This window comes from Bacteroidia bacterium, assembly GCA_033391075.1.
In the GTDB taxonomy this organism is placed as follows: Bacteria; Bacteroidota; Bacteroidia; order J057; family J057; genus JAWPMV01.
In genome coordinates this window covers 5,023,821-5,039,226 of record JAWPMV010000001.1, presented here as the reverse complement: position 1 = coordinate 5,039,226, position 15,406 = coordinate 5,023,821, and the positions used below count along the sequence as shown (strand labels likewise).

Sequence of the window (15,406 nt, the reverse complement as noted above, 5' to 3'; positions counted from 1 at the left end):
GCGTCCTATAAAAATGTACCCCTATATAGCCTTATCGATGAAAGAGAGAGAAATCCGTAAAATGACGTATCAGCAATTGTATCAGGAAGAAAAAGAATTGGCACAGCTCATCTGGGCGTTCCGAATCGTACTTGTGTTAATCCTGATTCTGATGGGCTCACAGTTCTTGCTGAAGACCTATACCCATTTGCCTATCCTTATCTGTGGTCTATTCTGCCAGATTGTTTTGTTACTCTTTCTGGGAAAAAAGAAGTCTCAATTGATCCTGGAGATACGGCAACGCAAAAATGATAGAATTTTTGTTTCTTAGACATACTGAAAACACTATTGGTTATGGCAAATAAGAAACTCTCGGAACTAAGCCGTGAAGAATTAGAAAAAAAATTAAAAGACAGTAAAACGGTATTTACAGGTTTAGCAATCATATATGGTTTGTTGCTGATTGCTGCAATCGTTTTCTTCCTCACTGCTGAAAATGATCCCAATATGCTACCCATGGTTTCTATATTAGTCTTGATGGTAGCCTCTTTACTTCCAGGTTTTAGTTCGAGGAAGGCGATAGAGAAGGAGTTAAACGAAAGGTGATTCATGAGAATAGGGATTATTCTCTATCTTTGATCTCATTTCTCCTTGCATGAAAATTCTCAAAATCCTCCTTCCCTTACTTTTTGGTCTGATTCTCCTTCTGTATCTGGCAAATCCGCAGATATTCCGGATCATACGCCATCAAAAACCTCAGACCGATACCTATCTCAATTTCCCTCAAAGGCAGATGAAGGCCAGCAATGATCCTTTTTCCTTTGCTGAGACTTCGGGAGAAAGAGGAAGGCTTGATACCCTTCAAGTGAAAAATGGAGAAGGAAAGCTGGTCCCTTTCTCACAATATTTTGAAGAGGGCAAACTGAAGGCCTTTCTTGTGATTAGAAATGACAGCATCCTTTATGAGAAATACGCTATGGATCATCAACGGATGAGCCTTTCCAATACCTTTTCAATCGGTAAGAGTATGTTGTCGGTACTTTTAGGCAAGTCGATGGCAGATGGCTACATCAAGAGCCTGGATCAGGAAGTCAAAAGTCTGATTCCAGAATTTGAGGAACATCCTGCTTTCGCCTATACTAGCCTGGATCATCTTCTGCAAATGAAATCCGGCCTTGCCTTTGAACGAACCAATGGAAACCCTCTTCACGATCTTTTCTCAGAGGAAGCTCGTTTTTACTATACCGATGATTTGAAAGGAGACTTACTAAAAGTTGAAGCAGATACCCTTGCAGGACTTAGGTGGAAGTATAGCAATTTAGATCCCCTTATACTTGGCTGGGCCATCGAAAATGCGGTAGGAAAGAAACTCTCTGAATACTTTGAGCAAACCATCTGGCAAGGCATAGGTGCAGAATATGGAGCTAGTTGGGGACTGGATCATGAGGAAGGGCTGGAGAATACGCCTAGCAGTTTTCAATGCACGGCGATCGATCTGGCAAAAATCGGGCGTTTATATCTGGAATTGGGCAAAGGGAAAAAAGAGCAAATCCTGCCTCCCGCCTGGATCGCATATAGCCTCAGCCTCCGGCCTGATAATCTGAATAACACGACCAAAGGCTGGCAAAAAGCTAGTCATCAGAATTACTGGTGGATACCTGGAGTAGGAAGTGAAGGCGATTATTCGGCAGAAGGATTAAGAGGACAACGCCTGTACGTACATCCCCCTAGCAAAACAATTATTGTACAATTTGCAGAAAAAGGAGCGGGAGGGTATCCTTATAGAAAGATTGCAAAATATTTCCAGGCTGTTTCAGAATAGAGTTAATCCTTGTTTTGGAATTTCTAGTATTATATGTAATATTCCTCTTCCCGGAATTCTGCTACAGAAAATTCTGATAGCTTAGTGTGAATGTTAGTCTAATCTCATGAAAACACGAATTATTTGTATTGTACTTGCCTTCATTTATTCTTTCACTTTTGCTCAGCAAGGAGGAGGATTCCAGGAGGTATTGCGACTCGAAAATGAAGGAAAGCATAAAAAGGCCCTTGATGCCATAGAAAAACTGATTGAGGAAGAACCCAATCGTGCTTTTTATTATACTCAAAAGGCCTTGATTCAGGGCAATATGGGAAAGGTGGATATTGCCTTTGAAACCCTGGAAGAGGCCACGGATATGTTTCCTGATTCTTTGATTATCTATGATATGCATGGCGGCATATATGCGAGTATGAACCTCTTTGATCATGCGCAGAATATTTACCAAAAGGGCTATGTTAGAGCAAGAGATCCGAAGAAAAAAGCAGATTATTTGATTATGATCGGGGGCTTGTTAAATGGGAAACGAAGTTTCAAGGAAGCCAAAAAAGCCCTGGAACGAGCGATTTTGCTGGATTCTACCAATTTAAACGCCTACAATAACCTGGCACACTGTCTCAAAGAAATGGGAAATGAGGAAGAAGCCATGAAACAACTCATACGTGTGATAGAAGTTGATCCGGATTACATACCCGGATATATCAATATTGGCTATGTACTTCATGAAGAAGGGCACTACCAGGAAGCCCTGGATTATCTGGATAAGGCTATCGAAAGAGATTCCAGTTTTGCCTATGCCTTTAGCAATCGTTCCTTTTGTAAGTTGATGTTAGGAGACCTTGAGGGAGCGATGCAAGATATTGACCATTCCCTTGAGATGGATATTGCCAATTCCTATGGCTATAAAATTAGAGCAAAAATCTATTTGGCTATGGGGAAGAAAAAGAATGCCTGCAAGGATCTGGAAGAAGCCATAAGCTGGGGATATACCCGTCAATATGGAAATGAAGTGCGAATGCTACAGGGAGAATATTGCGAGAAGAAAGACAAAAGAAAGTAAAGCTGCCTTTTCCTATGTAATAGTCTTGCACCCTCTTATTAATGAGGGATGGAGGGCTCTGGATTTTTCTTCAGGATTCCCTTGAGGCAAAATCGATAATACTCCTGTATACAAAAAAACCTAAGCTGCCAAATAAGCTGAGGAATCTATAGAACCCAAAACTCAGCTATGGGATATCTCTTGGGTACTTGGAAGAGAAGAGCCTTCTGAGATCATCTTTCAAGGCTGAGTAAGCAAGTATCCTAAGGATGTTGAAGAGGAGGCAGACTTGCCGGTCTGGCTTAGGATAGAATTTCTTAAGAAAATCTGATGTTAGCTCTCCTTTCCCTGTTTCGTGTTTAGTCCTTTTAGCCAATAAATTGACAAATCCCGTAAAACTTCATTCAACAAAATTGACCGGACAGGTTTTAAAACTGCCGTTTGAAGTGAACAATCTGTGATTATTGTGAAAAAGTGATGACAATGCAAACGCAATACACAAACAAAACACCAACAATGTGCAAGTCAATCCAACATAAACACCATCTTGTTTCGGGCCAGTTTCAGCTGGGAAGGAGAATTTTTCTTGCGATTTTATTTAGTGCTTATTTCATCTTATTCACAGCTGTAAATCTTGATGCTGCAAACTCAGTCAAACCATTGAGTGGAAAAGTTCTTAAGAAAATTGAAGGAACTTATGGCAAAGATACCCGAGGATTATTTAGTGGAAAGGGAAGTGATAAAAATGTATTAGCCTTGAAAAGACTGATAGCTGAAGAGATAGATCCCGATATCGCAGTTCTTGCCATTGAAAAGTATAATGAACTCAAGAAATACCGCCCAGCAAGTGCTAAAAGAAAAAATGCATGGGAATTCATCAAACAATTGTTCGCAAAAACCAACCTTTCCTGGAAAAAAGGCCGTGATATAATTATTGGAGCAGCAAGTGCAGTAGTTGCTAGAAAAACTAAAACGGCACAAAGAACTTATACCGCTAACAATAAAGCTCGCTGCAAATCCAAAAAGACAGTTACAGAGCGCGCTGCGAAGATCAAATATGAGGATGATGATAAATTAGCGGAGCAAGTGATTCTGCATGAACTAAATGGAGAAACCTCAAAGCCCTCCCTTAAAAATGAACTTCCTAATATCCAGGCTGAGAATTGATAGAAGATCGGCGGAAAAATTAATCGCTTCCTCCGCCGATATGAAATGTCCTGTATAACTGATCCGGAGCTGCATATCGACTGGATGCGAATACATGATCCCAACCTTTACCTTCCATAGAATGAGTAAAAATGATGTCATCTATTCCATCTCTGTCCAGATCACCGATAAACCTGATCATAACATAGCCTAGATCAGGATAGTGATTGGTTTTGATGAGAAGCTGATCCAGAATTTTTTCACCCTTTTTCGATCTAAGCCTCAATTCATAAGGGGCATATTGAAGAAAATAATTGAGCTGGTTTTCTTGTTTTGCCAATTTTCCAAAGGCATAAACCGTAGCATCTCCAAACCGAATTTGCTCTCCAAAATTGAGTTGCCTATCAATTATTTTGCCTTTTAGCTGTCCGGCCATAGGAAGGGCAATATGAGAGAAAAGCCAAATAGGGATTTCCTGGTTTTTTGAACCTTTGTAAAGTTCCTCCTTATGCTCTTCTTCAAATTTCACGGGTCGGATCTCAAAATTGTCTCTCCCTTCATTTTTAAACAGCCCCAGGTATTCCTCATTCTTGCTGAAATAGGTTTCATCCCAACTATTTACAAACTCCGCCACACAATCTGCCGCAAAAAGCGGCTCAGTAGCTACTCCTTCTAAATAGCCATCAAAAACATAGCCTCTTTGTTCTTTGTATTCTGCTAGTACCCAATGTCCCTGAATCCCATCAATGTTTGCATTAATTTCAGCAGGATAACAAATCGCGATTACGCTCTCATGCGGAATGATTGCCAGGGTTTTACTATCCAGATTGGGTTCAGCTCTTAGTTTCAATCCACTAGTAGCATTTACTTCCATATGCGTACTCCAGCCGTCTCCGCATTGAAATACCTGCGCGAAAGAGAAAAAAGGACTTAGTGCGATAAATAAATAGAGGCTAATGGTCTTCATCTGATTTCTTTTCTATAAAACTCGGCATTGTGCTTATACTTTCCTGCGCTTTTCGAGTATATGCATTTGCTGAGCAATTATTCGTCCTGAATAGTGCGAGTCATAACCCAATGGCTTACTTCAAAATCTCCGAAGTCGACTTCCCTTTCCCCTACTAACTTAAATTCTCTTTTCTCATAGAAATGTCGAAAGGGATTGGCTTTCATTACCCAAACAGCCATTTCATCTCCTTTATCCAATTGCTTTAGTATTTCGTCCACAAGCCTCTTCCCAATTCCCCTTCCTTGTTGTTCTGGCACTACATAAAGCGTATACAATTCCCATTTCGTATCGGGAAAGCTATCCCTGTTTTCCCCAAATGAGGCAAAGCCTAATAAATCCTTCTGTTCATTCTCAGCGATCAGGTAATTGCAGCCTTTTTCAAAATAAGCCCTATGACGTTTGATTTGTCGGGCGAAATCCATCTTTTTAAGAAAAGTAGCAGGAAGTATATCAGAATATTGTTCTTGCCAGATACGGATTAATAGCTGCACAATGGCAGGAAGATCCGTTTCTTTTGCAGGTCGTAGGGTATCTTCAGTCATAGGAATACTTGCTTGGAGGATCAATTTTTTGGCTTCAAACTTCTGCACGTGCTAAAAGCTATAGGGATCGTCATCAGGATGCCCGAATTTTCCTCCCCTTTCCGAAACAATCCCACTATCCTTGAGTTCCACCATTAAAGAAGCTTCAACAACAATACAAATGAGTTTCTTTGTGTCTGAGAGGAATTCGAGCCCGACTACATTTTGAAAAAAATCTATACAGACTTCATAGTTCAGGATATTTGGGATAAATCTCTTTCCATAAATGCCAAGTTTCATGTGAAAGGATGTAAATTCTAATCAGGTACTAATATTCTGAACCTTAACTTTTTATATTTTAGCATCCGCTAGTTTAATAAGCTGGCTAAAATTTAATCAAAACCTAGATATTCGTTTTAACTTATGCCTTCTTACCAACAAATTTTTGAAAACAACAAAGCCTGGATTGCACAGCAAACATCTGGAAATGCTGATTTCTTCGCCAAACTAAACGAAGGACAAAGCCCTGAATACCTGTATATCGGTTGCAGCGATAGCCGCGTTACTGCTGAGGACATGATGGGATTGCAGCCTGGAGAAGTATTTGTACACAGAAATGTGGCAAATGTGATCAGCACCCTCGATTTGAATGCTGCCAGTGTTATTGAGTATGCTATTTCTCACTTGAAAGTGCAGCACATTGTAGTATGTGGACACTATAGCTGTGGGGGAGTAAAAGCTGCCATGACAGCTGCTGATTTGGGAATACTCAATCCCTGGTTGAGAAATATTCGCGATGTATATCGTTTGCACCAGGCCGAATTGGATGGAATTGCTGATGAGCATGCACGTTATGACCGTTTGGTTGAACTCAATGCGCAGGAACAAGCCATCAATATCATGAAAATGGCTGCATTCCAAAAAGCCTCTCATAAGCCACAGGTTCATGCCTGGGTATTCGATATTTCAACGGGTCGTCTTATCGATCTGGATGTTGATTTCGGAGAGAAAACCAAAGATATTCATGGTATCTTTGACCTTGGTGTTTAATTTATTATGTACGTAAAAAAGAATATTGACTTCCGGGGAATCATGCGATTCTCTGGAGGTCATCTTGTTTGGCTGACTGCCTGGGTAAGCTTCGTCTGTCTGGTCTATAATTTTACGGGCTGGAAATGGATGATGGTTCCCTGGCTGCCTCTCACTGTTATAGGGACGGCAGTAGCCTTCTATGTTGGCTTTAAAAACAACCAGGCCTATGACAGGCTTTGGGAAGCCCGTAAAATATGGGGTGCCATCGTCAATAGCAGTCGTGCCTGGGGCAGTGCAGTAAAAGCCTATATCAGCAATCAGTTTACGGCTTCAAATCTTTCTGAAGAAGAATTGAAAAATTGGAGAAAAAAACTGATGTATCGCCATATTGGTTGGCTGTACAGTCTGCGGAGTCAATTGCTTATTCCGACTCCCTGGGAACACATTTCTCAGGGCTCACATGTAGGTAGTTTGACTGCAAAGCGGATGAAGCGATTTGGGGTGGGTTTGCTGGATGATGATGTGACGGAGAAAAACCTGAAATTTTTTCTGGATAGCAAAGAATACAATCGTTTGATCAATTATAAGAATACTGCTACCCAGATTATAGATCAGCAAGCTCAGGATCTGGCTACTCTCCGAGGGCAGAACATGATTGATGACTTTCGCCACATGGAATTGCAAAAAATTCTCTACGATTTCTATGTGCATCAAGGCAAAGCCGAGCGTATCAAAAAATTCCCACTACCTCGTCAATACGGTAGCATGAGCTTCATATTTGTGGGCATTTTTATTTTCCTGCTACCTTTCGGTATGATGGATCTTTTTAAGGACTATGGAGACTTTGCATTCTTCCTGACCATTCCATTTGCCGTTTTGATTGGTTGGATTTACCTGATGATGGAACTGGTAGGAGATTACTCTGAAAATCCTTTTGAAGGCCTGGGCAATGATATTCCCATGCTTTCTTTATGTCGGGTCATCGAAATTGACCTTAGAGAAATGTTGGGCGAAACAGAATTGCCGCCTCCGATTGAGGCAAAAAATGGTGTGCTTATGTAAGCATGAAAAGCTCCGATAAAAATCGGAGCTTTTTTTCTTTTCAGAAATTTTATTCCTCTTTCCATTCCCTGAAAATCGGCTGCTTGATTCTGGAAGGTGTGAACTTTTTTCGTCCTGGGGTGTACTCACTTAAATACCTTGAAAACGAAATGAAAAAAATTACACTTTCTCTACTCCTCTTATCGCTCTCTTTTTTTCTTTCAGCTCAGGAAGCGATTCCGATTGAGAATAAGGCTTTGCATTTTCAATTGGGGGAGCCAGATAATCCCATCGATTTTATTCTGGCAGATAGCAGCCTTTCCGAGAAAAAGCCGATTTTTCTGTTTTGCCAGGGATCATTGCCCATTCCTTTATTTATTCGGATTAAAGGTCATGGTTTATTTATGCAGGGAGGAGGAATTGCGAATTTTGATCTTGAAAAAATTCGGGAGACCTATCACGTGATTGTGATTTCCATGCCTCATACACCTTTGATCGTCAATCAGGAAGACTTGGCTCCTAATTTTGCCTATGGACCGGATCCTGAAAATCCAGCAGCACCCGCAAAGGTATTTCTTGAATCAGATTATCTGGAAAATTATGTATTGAGAGCTCAGAAAGTTCTTGATTTTCTTCTGGAACAATCATGGGTTACCACAGATCGTCTGCTCCTTGGAGGCCATTCTCAGGGATCAAAGGTAGCTGCAACATTGGCAAAAGTAGATAAACGTGTCAGTCATTTAGGACTTTTTTCCCCTAATCCCTTTGGCCGGATTGACCAATTTATCCGACAAGCCCGATTAGATGTGCAGATGGGCAAGAAGGATTGGGAAGATGCCAATCAACTTATGGAGGAAACCTATGATTTCTTTCGATTGGTCCATACAGAGGATTCTTTAGAGAATCATCCGGAATTTCTGGCCTGGAGGAGTTTCTCCTACCCTTTTTATCAGGATTGGCTTGACTTGGAAATTCCTATTTATCTGGCCTATGGGACCGAGGATCGAAGTTCGGACCTATGCGATATCATTCCTTTATTTTTTATCCAGACCGGGAAAGAAAACCTGAGTTTCCATCGCTATCCTTATTTGGAACACAATTTCTTCGAAGTTGAGAATGGCAGGACCAATTATGAGAAAGCACATTGGCCGGAAATAATGGATGCTTTTGTGGAATGGAGTCAAAAAAATTAGTCTAGCTATTCGAAAAAAGGCATGCCTTTCGTCGCATATTTCCTCATAGCTTCTTCATTGATCTCTACGCCTATTCCCGGCTTCTCAGAGAGGGGAAGAAAACCATCAATAACCATTTCCCCTTCAAAATCTACAATCTCTTTAAACATGGGATTTTTGTGAAAGTAAATTTGCCATTCGAGGATCATGAAATTAGGGACTGAGGCACAAACATGGGCGGAGGCCATGGCGCCCAAATAGGAAGCGACCATATGTGGGGCAAAAGGCACATAATAAAGATTTGCCAGGTTGGCGATTCTTTGTCCTTCTCCCAGACCACCTGCCTTTTGTAGATCAGGCATAATGATATCTACGGCTCCTTTCTCCAGCAGGGGACGAAATCCCTGAGCCAGATAATGATTTTCTCCGGCACAAATGGGAGTAGAGGTGGATGCTTTGATGGCTTTATATGCATCAACATTTTCTGCGGGGATAGGTTCCTCCAACCACATAAGTTTGAGAGGTTCCATCATTTTTGCCACCTGATGCCCACTGATGGCATCATATCTACCATGCATATCCGCACATATATCGATATCCGGTCCCACAGCTTCTCTTGCCGCTGCAATTTGATCGTACATCCTTTCCAATTCGGCATTACTCGCTGTCCAGTTATAGCGGTCGTATTTATTGGGATCATTGGCCTGATCAAGGTCGAACTTGATGGCTGTGAATCCCATTTCCTTTGCTTCTTTGGCAGCCTCGGCAAACTGTTCCGGTCCGGGTAATCGACTTTGGTACAAAGCCGTATCCATATATAGACGCACTTTGTCTCTGAATTTCCCTCCTAGCAACTGATAGACGGGTAATTCCAGGGCTTTACCTGCGAGGTCCCAGAGAGCAGCCTCAATGGCAGATAAAACAGCTACATACATACCGGATTGAGCTCCTTCGAAAAAGCCTCTCCTACGAATATCCTCGAAAAGACGATGAACATTTAGGGGGCTTTTTCCTTTTAAGCGATCTGCAAATGTTTTTACCAGATGATAGGTGCCTGGAGTTGCATCTACTCCCTCTCCGCATCCCCAGATATCCTGATTACTATAAATTTTGACAAATAATCCATGACCTCCTCGAATAAACCCACATTTGATGTCAGTTATCTCTAGATCACTGGGCCTTGAGTAAAGGGAAGTCTTTGCCAGTGCATCAGCCAGAACCTCAAATCCTCCCAGGCTGAGCCCGGCAGTTAGCATACTGGATTTCTTTAAAAATTCGCGGCGAGAATGATTCGTTTTCATTACCAGGTTCTTTCTTTAAGTAATTCTTGGATCTGAGCTTTTGGAACAGGGAGTTCATCAATGTGTTCGTTAAGCCATTTTGAAAAATCCTTTTCGATCTCTGCAGTCCATCGATTATCGATTTGACCTGCCGTATAGGTTTTTTCTTTTAAGCGTTGGTGCCCAAACATGTCTCGAAGTCTTACAATCTCTGAGGTTTTAACCACCTTCTCAACTAAATGAGGGGGAATAAAACTCACACCTCCTTCCTTTCCCAAAACAATGTCGCCCGGCATAACCATTACATCTCCAATCCGGGTGGGAATATTGATCCCTACCAGTGTAGTATTGAGTTGTCCATCAGGATTATTCAAATGATGTGAGGGATGGTAACTCCTGACAAAGGCTGTGAACCCCTCGATTTCTCGCAGACCTTCTATATCCCGGATCGCTCCATTGTAAACAATCCCCTTGCCTGAGTTGGCGAAAATGGCATTCCCGAGATTATCTCCGATAGTAGGACCATTGACATGAAGCCCAAACTGATCGCCCACATAAACATCACCCGCTTGCAATTGATCTACCGGCCATGAATTCTGAGATTTAATTCTCCCTTCGGCATGCCCGATGCTGTCAATGACTCTGTGTACGTCAGGACGGCCTGGCATAAATACTGCGGTCAGCGCCCTCCCTACCAAAACGCCTTCTGGATTGATCACGAGCCAATCCTCGGTGTACTGAAATTTATAATTGGCATTTTTCATCACCGCCCATGCTTCTTCATGGGTGACAAGTTTTAGCCGTTCCAGAAGCTCATCGGAAACTTTAGGCCTACCATCTGCTAATCGTTCTCCTTTCCATTCCGGACTTAATGTCCTTATTTCTTCCGGAGAATAACTGACTTTCTGGCCAAAAAGAAAGGCGGTACTATTGAAGAAAATCAGGGCCATAACGATGGCCCAGGCTTTAAAGAAGCTCATTGTAGTAGTATTAATCCTTTTCTATAAGTTCTCGAATTCTACCTGAGATTGCAAGCCCGCGAATCTGTCTTTGGGGATTGACCTATTTAGCTTCCATCTCTCCAGAATATCAGATATCATTGAGAAGAGAGCTGAAAAACAAGAATCAGCGAAAGGAAAAATTGATAAGCACTACAACACTACAACACTACAACACTACAACACCTTAGTCCTCCATCAAACTCCTCAACATCTCCTTCGCCTTTCCCTCTCCCGAAACTCTCAATTCCAAACCCTCTGCATGAGCTCTGATCTTCAACTCATACTGAAAGAAGGGGCAGCATTTCTTTTCGGCTAGCATATAATCAGTCAGTTTGAGGAGGAAGTTTTCTTCGAAATCGAATCGGAAAAGAAATCCTTTGTCCAATTCCTCATAAGAAATCATCTGGCTGAATACTTCTTTTTGAAGGGCTTGTTTTCTTTGGATCAGTTCCGGCCCATTTAATTTGCAAACTAATAATTGACTATCCATGGTATTTGATTTTTTGGGGGAATCTGTACTTTGAGCAAAGCTTATGGTAAGGCCGAGCCAAAGGAAAGCGATTGAAAAATTCAGGATTCTTTTCATGTCTTTGTATTTTTAGGCTAAGCTAAGGCATGGAGTATACTCCAGAGTCAAGGAAAAATTCATTTTTTTTATGCGAATAGGAGAAGTCTCGAAACTGACCGGTTTTTCAGCCGATACCCTGAGGTGGTATGAAAAGATAGGATTGATTGAGAGAAAGCAGAGGGCTTTAGGAGAAAGCAATTATCGTATTTATGATCAGGCTATGATCGAGCGACTTTTTGCAATCCGTCAGCTCAAAAGCTTTGGGTTTACGCTGAAGGAAATCGAGGAGCTTTTCTTATTGGACGAACAAGAAGGCCTTCAATGTACTTCTTTGTCTGAGCTTATGAACAGAAAAATGAAAGCCCTTGAAGAAAAGATCAAAGAATTGCAGAAGATGGAAGCAAAGCTGAAACATGTGGCGGACTCTTGTCAGGGAAACTGCAAGGAAATGCTGGAAATATAAATATCGATGATACAGGAGATCTATCAGAAAGCCCTGAAATTTGCCGGGGAAAAACATGCAAATCAACAAGTGCCCGGTTCTTCCGCCAATTACCTTTTGCATATATCCAATGTGGCCATGGAAGTGCTTCAGTCCCATGCTGCAACACCGGATTTTGATTTGGAACTGGCTGTACAGACAGCCATTCTCCATGATACCATAGAGGACACAGCAGCAACCTTTGATGAGGTAGCGGAAAATTTTGGGGGAAAGGTCGCGAAAGCTGTTTCGGCTTTAAGCAAAAACAAAAACCTTTCTACGAAGCAAGAACAAATGGAAGATAGCCTGAAGCGTATAAATGCTTGTGATAAAGAGGCAGGGATTGTAAAACTGGCTGATCGAATCACCAATCTGCAAGGACCTCCTTATCACTGGACCAAAGAAAAGGCTGCTAGCTACCGAGAGGAGGCAATACTAATCCTGGCCAGGCTTAAGGGGAAGAATGAGTACCTGGAAAGTCGACTTGCCGCTAAAATTGAAGCTTATAAGCAGTATTTGTAAGCAGTCTTTTGAAAAATTATCGAGAAAAAACAGCCTGTCATTGCGAGCCGGAAACTCCGGCGCGGCAATCCCCTTGACTATGAATAACTATTTGAGCTAAGGGGATTGCTTCGCCTTTATCAAAGGCTAGCAATGACAATCTGTTTTGTGAAATGTTGGGAATGTGAGGAGTAAACTATTTCCTCTGCTGATCCTCAATCACCGCTATACTCGCATGACTCACCCATGCCTGCACCTGAAATTGTCGGGCAAACTCGACAGCGGTCACTGCTTCAAATTGATACATTTTCTCCAAATGCCGCTGTCCCATGTACCGCAATTGTTTTCTGAGAGTAGTTTTAATAGTGGGATCAGCTCCTGCCTGCAACAAAGCTTTTGCCTTACTACTATCGGGGAAGGTATAAGAAACGCTTGTATGAAAGAGCGGAGTATGACCGCCAAATCCATCAGCATCTATGGCCGCTCTGAAATTGGGATCTGCTCCTTCCTCCAACATCCACTTCAATAGCTCTCTTTCGTCGTATTCAACGGCCATATGAATAAGCCCGGCTCCCTCCAGAGGAGCCAAATGCAGGCCATCTCCGGCCTTTATGCCGTAATAAGGGGGATAAATATCTTGCTCACGAAAAACTGTCCTAAACAAGGCGGGATCGGCTTGAAGCTGTTTTTTTAGGCTTTTTAGGTCTCCTTTGTGCAAGGCCATTACTGCTGTGTCCTGTAGTAAAAATCCCTCTTCCTCTATTAGCTTCAGGCAGAGATGTTTTTCTTTAGGATTTCGGCAGTAGGTGGAAAGGAGCATAGCAATGCTGGCTTTTGCCATATCCGGAAAGTCTTTTAATTGCATCCTTCCGAGGGCAAATTCCATCACTTCCGAATTCAAAACTTCACTTCCTGGCAAAACCTCCATCTTCTCAAAACGAGCGCCCTGTTTTAACAGGTATTCGGCCATATCCTCTTTCAATTCATACACCAGATAGCCCAGAGCATCTTGAACATCTCCTTCGCTTATCTCATGGATCAGTTTCAGCATAGCAACTGACTTTCCATGTCTGACTGCCCTTCCCAACAAATCCTTGCGTTTAAGCAATTGAGGGTAAGCATAGAGTAAATCTTTAGCTGCTATCTTATCATCCGTTGAAAAATATCCCATGAGTTGCCTGAATCGATCTACACTTTCCACCGATTCCAATAAATGCTTCCAGTTTTGCTGTCCAAATTGACGGGCGATGACCATTTGGGCATCTGCAAGTTTGGGATTTGAGATAGGAAGCTTGGGATGAAACGCCGTAAAAAGCTCCACAGCTCGTGCATCACCGGAACGAAACTGTTTCAGCAGTTCCTTTGCTTGTTTCTTAAACTGATCCGGATGTGCGTGATGCGGAATATGTCTTTCATTAGCCATAATGCTAGTATAATGCCTGCTTCGCCCTACAGGCCATTCGCTAAATAAAAGAGGGTGGTCTCAGACCTTTCCGCGATGAGGAGTGTCCCCGGGCACTTTATCGAAGATAAGGAATCGTGTTCAAGTGTTCAAGTGTTCTCGTGTTCATGTTTTTGTAATTCGTCTACCAGAACACCAGAACACCAGAACACCGGAACACCGGAACACCAGAACACATTTTCTCCCCCCTTTGTGATTTTTTCCTCAACTTCATAGACTAATAGAATAAACGATCTCATTTGATGGATCAGGAAGAAAAATTTGTACAGATAATTCGAGAGAATGAGGGCATCATTTACAAGGTCTCGAGCATCTACGCTCAGGCCCGAGAGGATCGCCTTGATCTGTACCAGGAGATCGTTTTGCAGTTGTGGAAAGCATGGAAGAAATATAGAGGTGAGGCGAAAGTAAGTACCTGGATGTATAGGGTAGCCATGAATACAGGCATTACCTATATCCGGAAGCAGAAAAAGAGAGCGAAACAGGTCGAGCTGAATGCACAATTGTTGAATCAGGGAGAGAATTTTGATCCAGCCCTGGAGGAGCGGATGAATCTTTTGTATCGCCACATTGAGAGTCTGGGGAAATTGGATAAAGGTTTGATCCTGCTTTATCTGGAAGATCGGAACTATGAAGAGATTGCAGAGATCACCGGTTTAAGTAAAAGTAATGTGGGGACTCGAATCTCCCGAATTAAACAAAAACTCAAAAACCAAATGCTAAAACAGACATAGTTATGGATTTGGAGCAAATGAAACATACCTGGGAAGAGATGAGTGAGCAAAGAGCTGCTCAGCCTTTCCTTAGCGAGGAGCAGATTCGAAGGATCACTCATGAACGATCAAGTTCCGGTTTGAACAGGATCATCTTTTTCGAATCGACAGGTTTACTCATGACCCTGGCCATGACAGTTTACCTGCTTCTGAATTTTCACAGCCTTCAAAGCTGGTTGGAGTTATTGGGAGGCTATGTTACCCTGGCGATTCTTATCATTTCCATTTATTTAGGGGTTAGGCTGGTTCGTCAGATGCTTCGGATCAATGTGCAGAAAAATACTTACAGCAAGACCCTTGAATATTTTCAGGATTTTAAGAAAAGCCTGGGATTCTATAAAAAAATGAGCATAGGGGTAAGCTTCACTATGCCGATATTTCTTTTGCCTGTTATCTCTCGACTCTGGTTTCAAAAAGACATCCTGGACAACTGGCAGGACTATGGGGAGAGTTTACTAGCAGGATTTATTCTGTTACCCTTTTTTCTCTATGGAATTATGTATTTCTATAAGAAAAATGTCTCTCGTGTAAGCAAGGCTTTAAAAGATATGCAGGAAGATCAAATCGAATAATTTTACAGAT

19 protein-coding genes are annotated in these 15,406 nt (G+C 42.0%); 12 read left to right on the top strand and 7 right to left on the bottom strand.

Annotation, left to right across the window (positions count from 1 at the left end; translation table 11 throughout):
• Positions 1-37: 37 nt before the first annotated feature.
• The 5 genes from R8P61_20050 (at position 38) to R8P61_20030 (ending at position 4,004) form a co-directional block, all read left to right on the top strand.
• Positions 38-310 carry a hypothetical protein gene (locus R8P61_20050; protein MDW3649372.1) on the top strand — a complete coding sequence of 91 codons (273 nt, stop codon included), beginning with the start codon at positions 38-40 and terminating at the stop codon, positions 308-310.
• Between the two features lie 23 nt (positions 311-333).
• Positions 334-585 carry a hypothetical protein gene (locus R8P61_20045; GenBank protein ID MDW3649371.1) on the top strand — a complete coding sequence of 84 codons (252 nt, stop codon included), beginning with the start codon at positions 334-336 and terminating at the stop codon, positions 583-585.
• Between the two features lie 49 nt (positions 586-634).
• Positions 635-1,801 carry a serine hydrolase gene (locus tag R8P61_20040; GenBank protein MDW3649370.1) on the top strand — a complete coding sequence of 389 codons (1,167 nt, stop codon included), beginning with the start codon at positions 635-637 and terminating at the stop codon, positions 1,799-1,801.
• 106 nt (positions 1,802-1,907) lie between these two features.
• Positions 1,908-2,858: a tetratricopeptide repeat protein gene (locus R8P61_20035; GenBank protein MDW3649369.1), complete on the top strand. Its 951-nt coding sequence runs from the start codon at positions 1,908-1,910 to the stop codon at positions 2,856-2,858.
• Positions 2,859-3,311: 453 nt separating this feature from the next.
• Positions 3,312-4,004 carry a hypothetical protein gene (locus R8P61_20030; GenBank protein ID MDW3649368.1) on the top strand — a complete coding sequence of 231 codons (693 nt, stop codon included), beginning with the start codon at positions 3,312-3,314 and terminating at the stop codon, positions 4,002-4,004.
• 19 nt (positions 4,005-4,023) lie between these two features.
• Here R8P61_20030 and R8P61_20025 read toward each other — a convergent pair whose 3' ends face one another.
• The 3 genes from R8P61_20025 to R8P61_20015 form a co-directional block, all read right to left on the bottom strand.
• Entirely contained in the window at positions 4,024-4,950 is a 927-nt protein-coding gene (locus R8P61_20025) for an SH3 domain-containing protein (protein ID MDW3649367.1), read from the bottom strand.
• 77 nt (positions 4,951-5,027) lie between these two features.
• On the bottom strand, positions 5,028-5,534 hold the full coding sequence (locus R8P61_20020; GenBank protein MDW3649366.1) for a GNAT family N-acetyltransferase: 507 nt from the start codon (positions 5,532-5,534) through the stop codon (positions 5,028-5,030).
• A 51-nt stretch (positions 5,535-5,585) separates the two neighbouring features.
• Complete coding sequence (locus tag R8P61_20015; protein ID MDW3649365.1) at positions 5,586-5,813, bottom strand: hypothetical protein; 228 nt, start codon at positions 5,811-5,813, stop codon at positions 5,586-5,588.
• Positions 5,814-5,936: 123 nt separating this feature from the next.
• On the opposite strand from R8P61_20015, the gene R8P61_20010 reads away from it, so the two are divergent.
• The 3 genes from R8P61_20010 (at position 5,937) to R8P61_20000 (ending at position 8,779) form a co-directional block, all read left to right on the top strand.
• Entirely contained in the window at positions 5,937-6,563 is a 627-nt protein-coding gene (locus R8P61_20010; protein MDW3649364.1) for a carbonic anhydrase, read from the top strand.
• Between the two features lie 6 nt (positions 6,564-6,569).
• A complete protein-coding gene (locus tag R8P61_20005; GenBank protein MDW3649363.1) occupies positions 6,570-7,607 on the top strand; it encodes a bestrophin family ion channel in 1,038 nt (345 codons plus the stop codon).
• A gap of 149 nt (positions 7,608-7,756) precedes the next feature.
• Positions 7,757-8,779, top strand: coding sequence for a hypothetical protein (locus R8P61_20000; protein MDW3649362.1), 1,023 nt, complete (start codon positions 7,757-7,759; stop codon positions 8,777-8,779).
• 5 nt (positions 8,780-8,784) lie between these two features.
• Here R8P61_20000 and R8P61_19995 read toward each other — a convergent pair whose 3' ends face one another.
• From R8P61_19995 to R8P61_19985, 3 genes are all read right to left on the bottom strand, one after another.
• Positions 8,785-10,059, bottom strand: a complete 1,275-nt coding sequence (locus tag R8P61_19995) for a mandelate racemase/muconate lactonizing enzyme family protein (protein ID MDW3649361.1) — start codon at positions 10,057-10,059, stop codon at positions 8,785-8,787.
• Complete coding sequence (locus R8P61_19990; protein ID MDW3649360.1) at positions 10,059-10,988, bottom strand: RraA family protein; 930 nt, start codon at positions 10,986-10,988, stop codon at positions 10,059-10,061. Before R8P61_19990 ends, R8P61_19995 begins: the two co-directional genes overlap by 1 nt.
• A 235-nt stretch (positions 10,989-11,223) precedes the next feature.
• Complete coding sequence (locus R8P61_19985; protein ID MDW3649359.1) at positions 11,224-11,625, bottom strand: hypothetical protein; 402 nt, start codon at positions 11,623-11,625, stop codon at positions 11,224-11,226.
• A 70-nt stretch (positions 11,626-11,695) separates the two neighbouring features.
• Here R8P61_19985 and R8P61_19980 point away from each other — a divergent pair, with 70 nt between their 5' ends.
• Both R8P61_19980 and R8P61_19975 read left to right on the top strand, forming a co-directional pair.
• Positions 11,696-12,070, top strand: coding sequence for a MerR family transcriptional regulator (locus R8P61_19980; GenBank protein ID MDW3649358.1), 375 nt, complete (start codon positions 11,696-11,698; stop codon positions 12,068-12,070).
• Positions 12,071-12,076: 6 nt separating this feature from the next.
• A complete protein-coding gene (locus tag R8P61_19975; GenBank protein MDW3649357.1) occupies positions 12,077-12,610 on the top strand; it encodes an HD domain-containing protein in 534 nt (177 codons plus the stop codon).
• A 175-nt stretch (positions 12,611-12,785) separates the two neighbouring features.
• Here R8P61_19975 and R8P61_19970 read toward each other — a convergent pair whose 3' ends face one another.
• Positions 12,786-14,012 carry a hypothetical protein gene (locus tag R8P61_19970; GenBank protein ID MDW3649356.1) on the bottom strand — a complete coding sequence of 409 codons (1,227 nt, stop codon included), beginning with the start codon at positions 14,010-14,012 and terminating at the stop codon, positions 12,786-12,788.
• A gap of 281 nt (positions 14,013-14,293) precedes the next feature.
• Here R8P61_19970 and R8P61_19965 point away from each other — a divergent pair, with 281 nt between their 5' ends.
• Together R8P61_19965 and R8P61_19960 are read left to right on the top strand one after the other, a co-directional pair.
• Positions 14,294-14,785, top strand: coding sequence for a sigma-70 family RNA polymerase sigma factor (locus R8P61_19965; protein MDW3649355.1), 492 nt, complete (start codon positions 14,294-14,296; stop codon positions 14,783-14,785).
• A gap of 2 nt (positions 14,786-14,787) precedes the next feature.
• Complete coding sequence (locus tag R8P61_19960) at positions 14,788-15,396, top strand: hypothetical protein (GenBank protein MDW3649354.1); 609 nt, start codon at positions 14,788-14,790, stop codon at positions 15,394-15,396.
• The last annotated feature ends 10 nt before the right edge of the window (positions 15,397-15,406 follow it).

Bases quoted from the DNA above. Each gene is read 5' to 3' on its own strand.
- R8P61_20050 (MDW3649372.1), top strand. From the start codon at position 38: ATGAAAGAGAGAGAAATCCGTAAAATGACGTATCAGCAATTGTATCAG.
- R8P61_20045 (MDW3649371.1), top strand. From the start codon at position 334: ATGGCAAATAAGAAACTCTCGGAACTAAGCCGTGAAGAATTAGAAAAA.
- R8P61_20040 (MDW3649370.1), top strand. From the start codon at position 635: ATGAAAATTCTCAAAATCCTCCTTCCCTTACTTTTTGGTCTGATTCTC.
- R8P61_20035 (MDW3649369.1), top strand. From the start codon at position 1,908: ATGAAAACACGAATTATTTGTATTGTACTTGCCTTCATTTATTCTTTC.
- R8P61_20025 (MDW3649367.1), bottom strand. From the start codon at position 4,950: ATGAAGACCATTAGCCTCTATTTATTTATCGCACTAAGTCCTTTTTTC.
- R8P61_20020 (MDW3649366.1), bottom strand. From the start codon at position 5,534: ATGACTGAAGATACCCTACGACCTGCAAAAGAAACGGATCTTCCTGCC.
- R8P61_20015 (MDW3649365.1), bottom strand. From the start codon at position 5,813: ATGAAACTTGGCATTTATGGAAAGAGATTTATCCCAAATATCCTGAAC.
- R8P61_20010 (MDW3649364.1), top strand. From the start codon at position 5,937: ATGCCTTCTTACCAACAAATTTTTGAAAACAACAAAGCCTGGATTGCA.
- R8P61_20005 (MDW3649363.1), top strand. From the start codon at position 6,570: ATGTACGTAAAAAAGAATATTGACTTCCGGGGAATCATGCGATTCTCT.
- R8P61_20000 (MDW3649362.1), top strand. From the start codon at position 7,757: ATGAAAAAAATTACACTTTCTCTACTCCTCTTATCGCTCTCTTTTTTT.
- R8P61_19995 (MDW3649361.1), bottom strand. From the start codon at position 10,059: ATGAAAACGAATCATTCTCGCCGCGAATTTTTAAAGAAATCCAGTATG.
- R8P61_19990 (MDW3649360.1), bottom strand. From the start codon at position 10,988: ATGGCCCTGATTTTCTTCAATAGTACCGCCTTTCTTTTTGGCCAGAAA.
- R8P61_19985 (MDW3649359.1), bottom strand. From the start codon at position 11,625: ATGAAAAGAATCCTGAATTTTTCAATCGCTTTCCTTTGGCTCGGCCTT.
- R8P61_19980 (MDW3649358.1), top strand. From the start codon at position 11,696: ATGCGAATAGGAGAAGTCTCGAAACTGACCGGTTTTTCAGCCGATACC.
- R8P61_19975 (MDW3649357.1), top strand. From the start codon at position 12,077: ATGATACAGGAGATCTATCAGAAAGCCCTGAAATTTGCCGGGGAAAAA.
- R8P61_19970 (MDW3649356.1), bottom strand. From the start codon at position 14,012: ATGGCTAATGAAAGACATATTCCGCATCACGCACATCCGGATCAGTTT.
- R8P61_19965 (MDW3649355.1), top strand. From the start codon at position 14,294: ATGGATCAGGAAGAAAAATTTGTACAGATAATTCGAGAGAATGAGGGC.
- R8P61_19960 (MDW3649354.1), top strand. From the start codon at position 14,788: ATGGATTTGGAGCAAATGAAACATACCTGGGAAGAGATGAGTGAGCAA.